The organism is Variovorax boronicumulans (assembly GCF_009811375.1).
In the GTDB taxonomy this organism is placed as follows: Bacteria; Pseudomonadota; Gammaproteobacteria; order Burkholderiales; family Burkholderiaceae_C; genus Variovorax; species Variovorax boronicumulans.
Genome location: NZ_BKDH01000001.1, coordinates 2,564,223 through 2,577,111, shown reverse-complemented (window position 1 = coordinate 2,577,111; position 12,889 = coordinate 2,564,223). Strand labels below are relative to the sequence as shown.

Annotated in this window: 11 protein-coding genes and 3 tRNA genes; 7 read left to right on the top strand and 7 right to left on the bottom strand. The window is 67.9% G+C overall.

Translation table 11 applies throughout. The annotated features are described in order from the left end of the window. Window positions 1-42 precede the first annotated feature (42 nt). The 5 genes from VHAB30_RS11820 (at window position 43) to VHAB30_RS11800 (ending at window position 2,453) form a co-directional block, all read left to right on the top strand. Window positions 43-118 (top strand) — tRNA-Gly (locus VHAB30_RS11820). A gap of 63 nt (window positions 119-181) precedes the next feature. Then, a tRNA-Cys gene (locus VHAB30_RS11815) sits at window positions 182-255 on the top strand. A gap of 98 nt (window positions 256-353) precedes the next feature. Then, window positions 354-445, top strand: a tRNA-Leu gene (locus tag VHAB30_RS11810). A 23-nt stretch (window positions 446-468) separates the two neighbouring features. Further along, window positions 469-1,107, top strand: a complete 639-nt coding sequence (locus VHAB30_RS11805) for a DUF6806 family protein (RefSeq protein WP_095745079.1) — start codon at window positions 469-471, stop codon at window positions 1,105-1,107. A gap of 29 nt (window positions 1,108-1,136) precedes the next feature. Continuing rightward, window positions 1,137-2,453, top strand: a complete 1,317-nt coding sequence (locus VHAB30_RS11800; RefSeq protein WP_159277149.1) for an MFS transporter — start codon at window positions 1,137-1,139, stop codon at window positions 2,451-2,453. A 15-nt stretch (window positions 2,454-2,468) separates the two neighbouring features. Here the strand turns inward: VHAB30_RS11800 and VHAB30_RS11795 are convergent, their stop codons facing one another. The 6 genes from VHAB30_RS11795 to proV all read right to left on the bottom strand — a co-directional run bounded on the left by VHAB30_RS11795 (window position 2,469) and on the right by proV (window position 9,232). Next, entirely contained in the window at window positions 2,469-3,257 is a 789-nt protein-coding gene (locus VHAB30_RS11795) for a PA3715 family protein (RefSeq protein ID WP_159277148.1), read from the bottom strand. Between the two features lie 16 nt (window positions 3,258-3,273). Continuing rightward, window positions 3,274-4,086, bottom strand: coding sequence for a glutamate racemase (gene murI / locus VHAB30_RS11790; protein ID WP_159277147.1), 813 nt, complete (start codon window positions 4,084-4,086; stop codon window positions 3,274-3,276). Beyond that, window positions 4,083-5,636, bottom strand: coding sequence for a fumarate hydratase (locus VHAB30_RS11785; RefSeq protein ID WP_062475824.1), 1,554 nt, complete (start codon window positions 5,634-5,636; stop codon window positions 4,083-4,085). Before VHAB30_RS11785 ends, murI begins: the two co-directional genes overlap by 4 nt. A gap of 103 nt (window positions 5,637-5,739) precedes the next feature. Beyond that, entirely contained in the window at window positions 5,740-6,750 is a 1,011-nt protein-coding gene (proX, locus tag VHAB30_RS11780; RefSeq protein WP_159277146.1) for a glycine betaine/L-proline ABC transporter substrate-binding protein ProX, read from the bottom strand. Between the two features lie 22 nt (window positions 6,751-6,772). Then, window positions 6,773-7,957, bottom strand: a complete 1,185-nt coding sequence (gene proW / locus VHAB30_RS11775; RefSeq protein ID WP_159277145.1) for a glycine betaine/L-proline ABC transporter permease ProW — start codon at window positions 7,955-7,957, stop codon at window positions 6,773-6,775. A 21-nt stretch (window positions 7,958-7,978) separates the two neighbouring features. Continuing rightward, window positions 7,979-9,232, bottom strand: a complete 1,254-nt coding sequence (gene proV / locus VHAB30_RS11770) for a glycine betaine/L-proline ABC transporter ATP-binding protein ProV (RefSeq protein WP_095947782.1) — start codon at window positions 9,230-9,232, stop codon at window positions 7,979-7,981. A gap of 558 nt (window positions 9,233-9,790) precedes the next feature. On the opposite strand from proV, the gene fumC reads away from it, so the two are divergent. Continuing rightward, window positions 9,791-11,188 (top strand): class II fumarate hydratase, encoded by a 1,398-nt coding sequence (fumC, locus tag VHAB30_RS11765; RefSeq protein ID WP_095947781.1) that lies wholly within the window; start codon window positions 9,791-9,793, stop codon window positions 11,186-11,188. A gap of 65 nt (window positions 11,189-11,253) precedes the next feature. Here fumC and VHAB30_RS11760 read toward each other — a convergent pair whose 3' ends face one another. Next, window positions 11,254-11,871 carry an NAD(P)-dependent oxidoreductase gene (locus VHAB30_RS11760; protein WP_159277144.1) on the bottom strand — a complete coding sequence of 206 codons (618 nt, stop codon included), beginning with the start codon at window positions 11,869-11,871 and terminating at the stop codon, window positions 11,254-11,256. A 107-nt stretch (window positions 11,872-11,978) separates the two neighbouring features. Here VHAB30_RS11760 and VHAB30_RS11755 point away from each other — a divergent pair, with 107 nt between their 5' ends. Beyond that, a complete protein-coding gene (locus VHAB30_RS11755) occupies window positions 11,979-12,887 on the top strand; it encodes a LysR family transcriptional regulator (RefSeq protein ID WP_159277143.1) in 909 nt (302 codons plus the stop codon). Window positions 12,888-12,889 lie beyond the last annotated feature (2 nt).

The window sequence follows — 12,889 nt, the reverse complement described above, 5'->3', positions numbered from 1 at the left end:
GTGAAGCCTCAAAAAACTGGTATATAATTTGAGGCTCGAAACGCGGGAATAGCTCAGTTGGTAGAGCGCAACCTTGCCAAGGTTGAGGTCGAGAGTTCGAGACTCTTTTCCCGCTCCAGTTTTGAAAAAGGGAAGCAAGCAGCTTCCCTTTTTTTCGCAGTTCGATTTCGTTATTCAGCGTGGCGCGATAGCAAAGCGGTTATGCAACGGATTGCAAATCCGTCTAGCCCGGTTCGACTCCGGGTCGCGCCTCCACCCTCTCGTCAAGACCGATCGGCTCCGATACACAAGCCCCGCCAACCGACGTTGCCGGGGCTTGTTTCATTTGGGTTATCGTCGATGTTCAACCCGAGGCCCGGATGGTGAAATTGGTAGACACATCGGACTTAAAATCCGCCGCTTCCTTAATCGGGGCATACGGGTTCGACCCCCGTTCCGGGTACCACCATATTTACAAGGGAGTATTTGATGCCTCGCTACAACGCTCCATTTGAGATCCATGTGCATGGCGATGTGCCGCTGCGCTCGGACGTGAGCTTCGAGCAGATCCAGGAGGCGCTGCGGCCGCTCTGGAAATACGCAGGCGCCAAATCGCTGGCCGACGGTGCCACCAGCACCTACGAAGAAGAACCCGGCATCCGCTTCGAGCAGAAGGACCACACGCTGCAGATCTGCTGGACCGTGCCGGGCGACGAAGACTTCCGCCAGGCGCTCGACGAGATGTGCATGGGCCTGAACGAACTCTCCGAGCGCGGTGCCGCGATCGAAGTCACCTTCTATGACACCGATTTCGACGAGGAAGAGGGCGACCCTGACGAAGAGTCGCGCGACGACTTCCTGATGCTGTTCGTGGGCCCCAACCCGGCCGCGATCATGCAGGTGCAGCGCGACCTGCTGGTCGAAGACGTGGTCAACCTCATGGAACGCCACTTCGACGGTGCCGAACTCGGCGGTGTGGTTGCCGAAATCGATCGCCTCTTCAGCGACCGCTTTGATGCCCTCGTGAACTCGCTCGAAATCGGCAAGCGTCCGCGCGGTGCCGGTGGGGCCGGCGGCGGCAGCGGTGGCGGCCACGGCGGTGGCCGTCGTCCGCGCCACCTGCACTAACCCTTCACTCCGCCCGGTCCCAAGGCCGCATGGCCCTGTTCCCAGCCTCCGCGTTGCGCCCCGGCGTGCGCAAGCGCGAGGTGTTCGGCTGGGCGATGTACGACTTCGCGAACTCGGGCTACACCACGGTCGTGATCACGGCGGTGTTCGCCGTCTACTTCGTGGGTGGCATCGCCAAGGGTGCGCCATGGGCCACCTTCGCGTGGACCGTGGCCCTCAGTACCTCGTACGCCATCGTGATGCTCACGATGCCCGCCATCGGCGCCTGGGCCGACCTGCGCGCCGCCAAGAAGCGCGTGCTGGTCATGACGACCACGGGCTGCGTGCTCGCCACGGCGGCTCTGGCGCTCACGCCGGGCTTCGCGGGCGGCCCGATGGGCGTTGCGCTCGCGATGGCGCTGGTAATCGTCTCCAACGCGTTCTATTCCTACGGCGAGTCGCTGACGGGCGCCTTCCTGCCTGAGCTGGCGACGGCCGAAGGCATGGGCAAGGTGAGCGGCTGGGGCTGGGCCTTCGGCTATGTCGGCGGCATGCTGGCGCTGGGGTTGTGCCTGGCATACGTGCTGTGGTCGCAGGCGCGCGGGTTGCCGGCGGCGCACTTCGTGCCGGTCACGATGCTGATCACGGCAGCGATCTACGGCGTGGCCGCCTGCGTCACTTTCGCGCTGCTGCCCGAACGCGCCGTGCCGCAGGCCCGCCGCGGCCAAGACAGCGCCTGGCGGCAATTGCGCGCCACCTTCCAGCAGGCCCGCGCCTACCGCGACTTCATGTGGCTGCTGGTCTGCACCGTCTGCTACCAGGGCGGCGTGGCGGTCGCGATCACGCTGGCCGCGATCTACGCCGAGCAGGTGATCGGCTTCGTCGCGAGCGAGACGATGGTGCTGATCTTCGTGCTCAACGTCGCGGCCGCGCTCGGCGCCTTCGCCTTCGGCTACGTGCAGGACCGCATCGGCCACAAGGTGTCGCTGGCCGCGACGCTGCTCGCGTGGATCGCGGTGTGCGTGATTGCCGCGTGGGTCACGACCAAGGGCGGCTTCTGGTGGGCCGCCGCCATCGCGGGGCTGGCGATGGGCTCGAGCCAGTCGGCCGGGCGCGCGATGACGGGCTACCTCGCGCCGCCGCAACAGCTGGCCGAGTTCTTCGGCCTCTGGACCTTCGCCACGCGCCTGGCCGGCATCATCGGCCCGCTGAGCTTCGGCGCCATCACCTGGGCCACCGGCGGCAACCAGCGCATCGCGATCCTCTCGACGGCCGTGCTGTTCATCGGCGGGCTACTGCTGCTGCTGCCGATCGACATGCAACGCGGCCGCAGGGCTGCGCTGCACGACAAGGCTGCTGCGCGATAGCGGCGCCCCGGCGCCTCAGGGCGTCTGCTGCAGCGACTTCGGCACCTTGAAGCGCTCGCCGTCATAGCGCAGCGTCACGGTGCTGAACTTGGCGGGCAGCGCTTTCTCGACGCAACCCTGGTCTTCCTGTTCCTGCGCACGACTTTGCACCAGCGTGCGCGACAGCTGCAGGTCGGCCAAGCCGTTGCTCGTGGTGCGCGCGACCGACAGCATGGTGCGCAGCTTCTCGAAGTGGCCGGTGCAGGTGGCGTCCCAGCCGCCGTTGTCGTGGTCGAGCTCGATCTCCTGCAGCACCTGCTGCAGCTTGTTGCCGCGCTGCACGTACAGGCGCACGGTCTCACTGGCCTGCGGGCCCGAGGTCGTGCTGTTGCCGCGGTAGCGCACGCGCAGGCCGAAGGCGCGCGTGTCGGGCGACAGCACATAGCGCGAGGTGTCGACGCGGATTTCCTGGATCGAGGTGGTGGCGTCTTCGTCGAGCGCCTCGGGCAGGAAGATCCGCCCGATCACCGTGTCGCGGTCGGTGTTGCCATTGTCGGGCCGCTGGATCAGCAGCAGCGCGAGGTCGAAGACCTTGGCGCCCTTGTCCGTGGTCTCGCGCGGCATGGGCAGCACCACGATGCTGCGGCCGGGAAACGCCGGCCAGACCTTGCAGGCGGCCAGCCGCTCGTCGAGCGGCTGCTTCGGATAGAGCTTGGCGTGCATGCGCTCGGCCAGCCCGCTTTCGCAGGCGGCGTGGCCCAAGCCGGCGGCCGAGGCCAGGCCCAGCAGGACCAGTGCATGACGCAGGAAGAAGAGGGCGCGCATGGCGGGTGAAAGGATGTCAGGCAGCGTTCGCCGCGGGCACCGAAGCGCCTCGCGCGCGTGCGGGCAGCCAGCGCGCCGCGGCGGCTTCGAGCACCGCCAGGTCGCCGCTGCTCTCGAGCACCAGCGCGCCTTCGCTGCCGTCGTCGGCCAGCCGGCCGAGCGACGCCAGCACGCGACGCGTCTGCTGCGCGACCGGCGCGCCGGTGTCGATGAAGCGCAGCGTCGCCGGTGCGTGGCGCTGCAGTTCGTCTTTCACGAGCGGGTAGTGCGTGCAGCCGAGCACCACGGTGTCGACCTGGCCCGCGCCGTCGCCGAAGGGGCCGGCCTGCGCCATGTAGCGCGCACACAGCGCGGCGATGCCGGGGTTGTCGAAGCCTTCGATGGCCTTCACGAGACCGTCGCACGGCACGGGCCGCACGGTGGCCGAGCCGCCGAAGGACTCGCGCAGGGCTGCGTACCGGGCGCTGGCCAGCGTGCCGCGCGTGGCCAGCACCGCGATGTGGCCCGTGCGGCTCGTCGCCACGGCGGGCTTGAGCGCCGGTTCCAGGCCCACGATGGGCAGCGCGGGAAATTCGGCGCGCAGCACGTGGATCGCCGCCGTGGTGGCCGTGTTGCAGGCCACCACCAGCGCCTTGATGTCGTGTGCGCGCAGCAGGTGTTCGACCACCTGGCGCGAGTGCGCGATGACGTAGGCGTCGCCGCGCTCGCCATACGGCGCGTTCGCGGTGTCGGCGAAGTAGACGAAGCGTTCCGTCGGCAGTTCGGCCTGCAGCGCGGCGAGCGTGCTCAGCCCCCCGACGCCGCTGTCGAACACGCCGACCGGGTTCAAGCGACTTCCAGCGGAATGGTCTTGAACTCGCCGCTGGCGATGCGCTTTTGCCACTCGGCCGGGCCGGTGATGTGCGCGCTGGTGCCGCCGGCATCGACCGCCACCGTCACGGGCATGTCGACCACGTCGAATTCGTAGATGGCTTCCATGCCCAGGTCTTCGAAGCCCACGACCTTGGCGGTCTTGATGGCCTTGCTCACGAGGTAAGCGGCGCCGCCCACGGCCATGAGGTAGGCGCTCTTGTGCTTCTTGATCGCCTCGATGGCGACCGGGCCGCGCTCGGCCTTGCCGATCATGGCGATCAGGCCCGTTTCGGCCAGCATCATCTCGGTGAAGCCGTCCATGCGCGTGGCGGTGGTCGGGCCGGCGGGGCCCACGGCTTCGTTGCCGACCGGGTCGACCGGGCCGACGTAGTAGATGACGCGGTTCTTGAAGTCGACCGGCAGCTTTTCGCCCTTGGCCAGCATGCCCTGGATGCGCTTGTGCGCGGCGTCGCGGCCGGTGAGCATCTTGCCGTTCAGCAGCAGCGTGTCGCCGGGCTTCCAGCTCGCCACTTCGGCGGGCGTGAGCTGGTCGAGGTTGACGCGCTTGCTCTTCTTTTCGTCGGGTGCCCAGTTCACGTCGGGCCACAGGTCCAGCGACGGCGGGTCGAGGTAGACCGGGCCGCTGCCGTCCATCACGAAGTGCGCGTGGCGCGTGGCGGCGCAGTTGGGGATCATCGCCACGGGCTTGCTGGCCGCGTGCGTGGGGTACATCTGGATCTTGACGTCGAGCACGGTGGCCAGGCCGCCCAGGCCCTGCGCGCCGATGCCCAGGGCGTTGACCTTCTCGAACAGTTCGAGGCGCAGCGCCTCGACCTTGCTGAGCTCGGCGCCCGAGGCGGCCTTGGCCTGCAGCTCGTGCATGTCCAGGTCGTCCATCAGGCTTTCCTTGGCCATCAGCGCGGCCTTCTCGGCCGTGCCGCCGATGCCGATGCCCAGCATGCCCGGCGGGCACCAGCCGGCGCCCATGGTCGGCACCGTCTTGAGCACCCAGTCGACCACGCTGTCACCGGGGTTCAGCATGACCAGCTTGCTCTTGTTCTCGCTGCCGCCGCCCTTGGCGGCCACCGTCACCTCGACGGTGTTGCCGGGCACGATCTCGGTGAAGATCACCGCGGGCGTGTTGTCCTTGGTGTTCTTGCGATCGAACTGCGGGTCGCCCACGACCGAGGCGCGCAGCGTGTTGTCGGGGTGGTTGTAGCCGCGGCGCACGCCTTCGTTGATGGCGTCGTCCAGCGAACCGGTGAAGCCGCCCCAGCGCACGTCCATGCCCACCTTGAGGAACACGTTGACGATGCCGGTGTCCTGGCAGATCGGGCGGTGGCCCGTGGCGCTCATCTTGCTGTTGGTCAGGATCTGCGCGATGGCGTCCTTGGCGGCGGGACTCTGCTCGCGCTCGTAGGCCTTGGCGAGGTGGGCAATGTAGTCCGCGGGGTGGTAGTAGCTGATGTACTGGAGCGCGGCGCTGATCGATTCGATCAGGTCGGCCTGCTGGATCGTGGTCGTCATGGTGGGGAGTCTTCTTGGAGGGGGAACGCCCTCGATTATCTCAGCCACCAATACCGCAGGCCGGCGCCGGGCGAAAGGGCGCCGGCGCGGGTGTGAGTCGGTGTTACCGGGCCGCAGCGCGCGCCTGCGCAATCCACCCGTCGAAGGTCGCCTGGTGCACCCGAATCCACCCGTCGGTATGCCGCGTCACGTCCTGCATGCTGTTCGCGCCTTCGCTCATGCGCCGGTTCTGCGCGTTGATGTCGCTGATCGGCAGCTTCATCACCTCGAACAGGCGGCCGGCAGCGGGGTTCTTCTCGATGAAGGCCCGGTTGGCGACGATGCGCTGCTCGTTGGCCAGGAAGCCGTAGTTGCGGCCGTTGGGCAGCCGGGTGTCGACCTGCGCGCCGGCCTGCGCGGGCGAGAAGGGCACCTGCAGCCAGACCACGTCGGCGCCCGGGCGCAGCACGGCGCTGACCCAGTAGGGCGTCCACGTGTAGTAGAGGATCGGCTTGTCCTGCTTGAAGCGCGCGATGGTGTCGGCCATGAGCGCCGCGTAGCTGCCCTGCTTGTGGGTCACGCTGTCGCGCAGCTGGTAGGCGTTCAGGTGGTTCTCGATGGCCAGCTCGCAGCCCCAGCCGGGGTTGCAGCCGGTGAGGTCGGCCTTGCCGTCGCCGTCGGCATCGAACAGCTTCGCGATGGCCGGGTCCTTCAACTGCGCGAGGTTCGTGATGTTGTATTGCTCGGCGGTCTTGCGGTCGATCAGGTAGCCCTGCACCGCACCGTCGGAGTACGTGCCCTGGCGCCACAGCTTGGCGTCGCCGCCGCTGTTCTTGTAGAAGTCGGCGTGCAGCAGGCTCCAGTGGTTGGCCATGAAGGTGGCGTCGCCGTTGGCAATGGCCAGGTGCTCGGTGGCGGGCTCCAGGTCTTTCATCGGCTCGACCTTGTAGCCGAGCTTCTCGAGCGCGCGCATCACCAGCAGCGTCTGGAAGGCTTCCTCGGCGAGCGAGCTTTTCAGCGGCTGCACGGTGACGCCCTGGCCGGGCAGATCAGTGGCGGCCTGCGCGGTCGCACCGAAGGCGGCGAAGCCCAGCGCCAGGAGGCCGCGGGCGAGGAAGAGGCGGGTGTTCTTCATGCGTGGATGTCCTCCGGGGCGGTCAGTGCGCTTGCGTGGAAAGGGCGGGCACGGCGTCATCGGCGTGCGAGCCGCGCGAGGGCGTGCCGACAAGGCGCTGCAGCGTGCGCAGCGCGAGGCCGGCCGGTCCCGTGTACCACCAGCGGTGGCCGGCGCTGCGGCGCGACTTGCCCATGGCCTGCGTCAGGCGGTCCAGCGTGATCGCCAGCAGCACGATGCCCAGGCCGCCGACGGTGGCCAGGCCCATGTCGAGCCGGCCGATGCCGCGCAGCACCATCTGGCCCAGGCCGCCCACGGCGATCATCGAGGCGATCACCACCATCGACAGCGACAGCATCAGCGCCTGGTTGATGCCCGCCATGATCGAGGGCATGGCCAGCGGCAGCTTCACCTTCACGAGCATCTGCCAGGGCGAGGCGCCGTAGGCGCGCGCGGCCTCGATGAGGTCGGGGCGCACCTGGCGCAGGCCGAGGTTGGTCAGGCGCACCAGCGGGGCGAGCGCGAAGACGATGGTCACGATCACGCCCGGCACGTTGCCGATGCCGAACAGCATCACCACCGGCACGAGGTACACGAAGGCCGGCGTGGTCTGCATGGCGTCGAGCACCGGGCGCATCACGCGCTGGGCCCGGTCGCTGCTGGCCAGCAGCACGCCCAGCGGCAGGCCGATGACCATGCAGAACACCAATGAGGTCAGCACCAGCGACAGCGTGACCATGGCTTCGGGCCAGATGCCCAGCACGGTCACCAGCATCAGCGACACGACGGTGCCGATGGCCAGCGCGCGGCCGGCGAACTGCCAGGCGAGCAGGCCGATGAGCGCGATCATCGGCAGCGCGGGCAGGGCGGTGAGCAGGCCCTGCACCGAGTTGAGCGTGCTGTCGATCGGCAGGCGCACGGTCTGGAAGAAGGGACGGAAGTGCTCCACCACCCAACCCAGGCCCTGGTTGATCCAGGCCTCGACGGGCAGCGAGCCGTCCCACAAGCGGTGCAGCGCGAAGCCGTTGGTGGCGGTGTCGGCTTGGCCGGCAAGGGCGTGCGCGGTGTTCGCCGGGGCGTCGAGCCAGGCGCTGGCGGCCGAGGTGTCAGGCGCGGCCGAGATGGCTTCCCACGGATCGAGGGCCGCAGGGGACGCGGCGGGCGTGTCCAGGACGGGGGTGTCCAGCAGGGGCGCGTTCAGGTCGGAAGGCAATGTGGTGTCGTTCATCGTTCAAGGTCCTTCGTGAATTCAGTGCGGCTCGGCGGCGAGTGCGGGCGCGGCATGCGGCGAGACGGGTTCGATCGGCGGCGTGTCGCGGTCGAGGAACTTGAGCAGCGTCGTCTTGCTGATCGCGCCGCAGAAGCGGCCGTCGCCGGCCACGACCGGCAGTGCGCACGGCGCCTGCGCGAGCTGGCCGATCAGGCCGGCCACGGGGGCTTCGGCGTCGATGCGCGGCAGGTCCTCGAGGAAGGCGTGCTGCAACCCGAGCGGGCCCGAATGTCCGTCGAGCGCACCGCGCAGCGTGTCGGCCGAGACCACGCCCAGGAAGCGCTTGGTCGGGCTGGTCACGTAGGCGAAGTCGCGGTCCTGGTCTTCGAGCAGCTTGAGCGCCGCGCGTGCGCCGCGCTCGGGGTGCTCGCACACCACGGTGAGCGACTTGCGCGCGATGTCCGCCGCCTTGAACACCGCCGCCGCGTCCACCCCGCGCACGAAGCTGCGCACGTAGTCGTCGGCCGGGCTGCGCAAAATCTCGTCGGGCGTGCCGACCTGGATCACGTGGCCGTCCTTCATGATCGCGATGCGGTCGCCGATGCGCATGGCTTCGTCCAGGTCGTGCGAGATGAAGACGATGGTGCGGCGTTGCACCTGCTGCAGCCGCAGCAGCTCCGACTGCATCTCGGTGCGGATGATCGGGTCGAGCGCCGAGAAGGCCTCGTCCATCAGCAGGATCGACGGGTCGGACGCCAGCGCGCGCGCCAGGCCCACGCGCTGCTGCATGCCGCCCGACAGCTCGTCGGGGTAGCTGTCGCCCCAGCCCGAAAGGCCCACCTGCGCCAGCGCCAGGTCGGCCTGCGCGAGGCGGTCTTTCTTGCGCGTGCCCGACAGTTCCAGACCGAAGGCGGTGTTCTCGCGCACCGTCATGTGCGGCATGAGCGCGAACGACTGGAACACCATGCTGATGTCCTTGCGGCGCAGCGCGCGCAGCTTGCTGTCGGAGTGCTCGTTGATGTCGGCGCCGTCGATCACGATGCGCCCGGCGGTCGGCTCGATGAGCCGGTTCAACAGGCGCACCAGCGTCGACTTGCCCGAGCCCGACAGGCCCATGATCACGAAGATCTCGCCGGCCTGGATCTCGAAGGTGGCATCGAACACGCCGATCGACTGGCCGGTCTTCGCCAGGATTTCCTTCTTGGAAAAACCTTGGCGGACCAGCTCGAGGGCTTGTTCGGGCGAGTCGCCGAACACCTTGAAGACATGGTCGATGAGAATTCCTTTGGCCATATGCCGGGGCTCCTTGAGTGAAGGGTGGACACAGCACCGCCCCGGAGGGCGGCAACGGCCACGCCATCAGCCCGATGAGGGAGCTGCCCGACAGCGCGCATGAAGATTGCGCATGCGCATGCAATGGCCCGGCGAGCCCCGAGGGCTGCCGACAGGCACTGAAGACGACTTGGCGACGAAGCCAGTGCCCGCCGGATGCTTCATTCGCAGACAACGGGCCTGGTCGAGGGGCGCCGCCTGGATGAGCGTGACGTGGCAATGGGGCCGGAAAAAAGATCCGGCCGGTTTGCCGGGCTGGGCCCGGCGTGAAGGGCCTTGCACCGCGACGGGATTCGCTGATCCGCGAGTAGTGCAAGGGTGACCAACATGACTTGTTGGTCGTCGGAAGTCGCTAATTATAACTTTTTGGCATGACGCGAGTCAACCCACGGGCGTATCGTGTCTGTGGGACCTGAGCGAAAGGCCTCGTCAGATGCGAGCCATTCTTATTGAGACCATACTCGGCACCGCGCCCGGTGAGCGGGCGCAACCATCCAAGACTGTGGAGCCATTTTTCTCATGACGACTTCTCCCAAGACCCGTGCCGAGCGCGACACCTTCGGCCCGATCGACGTGCCGGCCGACAAGCTGTGGGGCGCGCAGACGCAGCGCTCGCTGCAGAACTTCGACATCTCCGGCGAGCAGCAGCCGCGCGAAATCATCAAGGCGCTGGCCCAGGTCAAACGCGCATCGGCCGTGGTCAATCACGCGCTGGGCCTGCAGGACGAGAAGAAGACCCACGCCATCGTGGCCGCGGCCGACGAGGTCATTGCCGGCAAGCATCCGGGCGAGTTCCCGCTGGTGGTCTGGCAGACCGGCTCGGGCACGCAGAGCAACATGAACGTCAACGAGGTGCTGGCCAACCGCGCCAGCGAGCTGCTCGGCGGCGAGCGCGGGGAAGGGCGCCTGGTGCACCCGAACGACGACGTGAACCGCAGCCAGTCGAGCAACGACGTGTTCCCCACCGCCATGCACGTGGCGGCCGTCGAAGCCATCACGCACAAGCTGCTGCCCGCCATCGCCAAGCTGCGCGGCACGCTGGCGAAGAAGGCTGAAGACTTCGCCGACATCGTGAAGATCGGCCGCACCCACCTGCAGGACGCCACGCCGCTCACGCTGGGCCAGGAGTTCTCGGGCTACGTGGCGCAGCTGGCGCACGGCGAGGCGCACGTGCGCGCCGCGCTGCCGCACCTGTGCGAACTGGCGCTGGGCGGCACGGCCGTCGGCACCGGGCTCAACGCGCCCAAGGGCTACGCGGAGCAGGTCGCGGCCGAACTCGCGAAGCTCACGAACCTGCCGTTCGTGACCGCGCCGAACAAGTTCGAAGCCATGGCCAGCGTCGATGCGCTGGTGCATGCGCACGGCGCGCTCAAGACGCTCGCCGCCAGCATGAACAAGATCGCCAACGACGTGCGCTGGCTCGCGAGCGGCCCGCGCAGCGGCATCGGCGAGTTGAGCATTCCCGAGAACGAACCGGGCTCGTCGATCATGCCGGGCAAGGTCAACCCGACCCAGAGCGAGGCCGTGACGATGCTGGCCGCGCAGGTGTTCGGCAACGACGTCGCCATCAACATCGGCGGCGCCTCGGGCAACTTCGAGCTGAACGTGTTCCGCCCGATGGTGGCGCACAACTTCCTGCAGAGCGTGCGCCTGCTGGCCGACGGCATGGTGAGCTTCAACGACCATTGCGCCGTGGGCATCGAGCCGAACCGCGAACGCATCACGGAGCTGGTGCAGCGTTCGCTGATGCTGGTGACGGCGCTGAACACGCACATCGGCTACGACAAGTCGGCCTACATCGCCAAGAAGGCGCACAAGGAAGGCACGAGCCTGCGCGAGGCGGCGATTGCGTCGGGGCACCTGACAGCCGAGCAGTTCGATGCGTGGGTGGTGCCGGAGAACATGACGGGTCGCTGATCCGCTCCGCAACCCCCAATGAAAAAAGGACCCGCGAGGGTCCTTTTTCGTTGCCGGCCGAGCGATCAGTAGCCGATCGTGTAGCGCTGGCGCGAGTGCGCAGGCTTCTCGAGCTCGTCGATGAATGCGATCGCGTAGTCCTCGAAGCTGATCCAGCTGCGGCCTTCGGCGCTCACCAGCAGGTCGTCCTTGCCCAGGCGGAACTTGCCGGTGCGCTCGCCTTCGACGAATTCGGCGGAGGGCGACAGGAAGGTCCAGTCGAGGTCCTTCTCGTTGCGCAGCGCATCGAGGAATACGCCGCCGGCCGTGGCTTCGGCGCGGTAGGCGTCGGGGAAGTTCGGCGTGTCGATCACCTTCAGGCCGGGCGCCGCGAACAGGCTGCCGGCGCCGCCGACCACCAGCAGGCGCTTCACACCCGCGCGCTTGACGGGCTCGATGACGGCCGCGGGCGGCACGGTGGCGAAGTGCGCGGCGCTGAACACGGCGTCATGGCCGGCCACGGCCTTTTCTAGGGCGGCGGCGTCGAGCGCGTCGACATCCACGGCCTTCACGTTGGCGCGGCCCGACAGCTTCTCGCTGGCCTTGCGCGCGATGGCGGTGACGGTGTGCCCGCGGCGCAGCGCTTCTTCGAGAAGGCGGCTGCCGGCACGTCCGGTGGCTCCGATGATGGCGATGTGGCTCATGAGGGACTCCAGTCAAAAGTTGGGAAGGGGATGAACCGCATCTTAGGTTTCTGGTTTCGAAAGAAATACCTCGAATTCCGCGCTTCTTTATTCCTAAAATCGTTCGAATGGACCGATTGAACGCAATGCGGGTGTTCGTGACCGTGGTGGACGCGGGCAGCCTTTCGGCCGCGGCCGACAAGCTCGACCTGTCGCGCCCGGTGGTCACGCGCTACGTGGCCGAACTGGAGCAATGGACCGGCGCACGCCTGCTGCACCGCACGACGCGCCGCCTGAGCCTCACTGCGGCGGGCGAAGAGCTGCTGCCGCGCTGCCGCCAAGTGCTCGAACTCGCGGGCGACATGCAGGCGGCGGTGCGCCACCCGGCCGAGGCGCCGAGCGGGCAGTTGCGCATCACGGCCAGCACCTCGTTCGCGCAGGCGCAGCTGGCCGGCGCGGTGGCCGATTACGTGCGGCGCTACCCGGGCGTGGCGGTTGACCTGGTGCTGCTCGACCGTGCGGTGAACTTGGTGGACGAGCGCATCGACCTGGCCATCCGCGTGTCGTCCGAGATCGATCCGAACCTCATCGCACGCCGGCTCTCGGTGTGCCGTTCGGTGGTCTGCGCGACACCCGATTACCTGAAGGCGCACGGCCAGCCGCAGCGCGTGGAAGAGCTGGCGCAGCGCAACTGCCTCACGCATTCGTATTTCGGCCGCAGCCTGTGGAACTTCACGCGCAAGGCCGACGGCCTGCCGGTCTCGGTGGCCGTGGCCGGCAACCTCTCGACCAACGACGCGGCCAGCCTGATGGCGCTGGCGCGGGCCGGGGCGGGCATCGCGATGCTGCCCACCTATCTGACGTCGGGGTTGCTGCAATCGGGCGAGCTGGTGTCGCTCTTTCCCGATCACGAGCCGCAGGTGCTGGGGGTGTACGCGGTGTACGCCTCGCGCAAGCACATGCCGTCTGCGCTGCGCACCTTGCTCGATTTCCTGGCCGAGCGCTTCACCGAAGTGCCGGCCTGGGATGCGGCTTAACT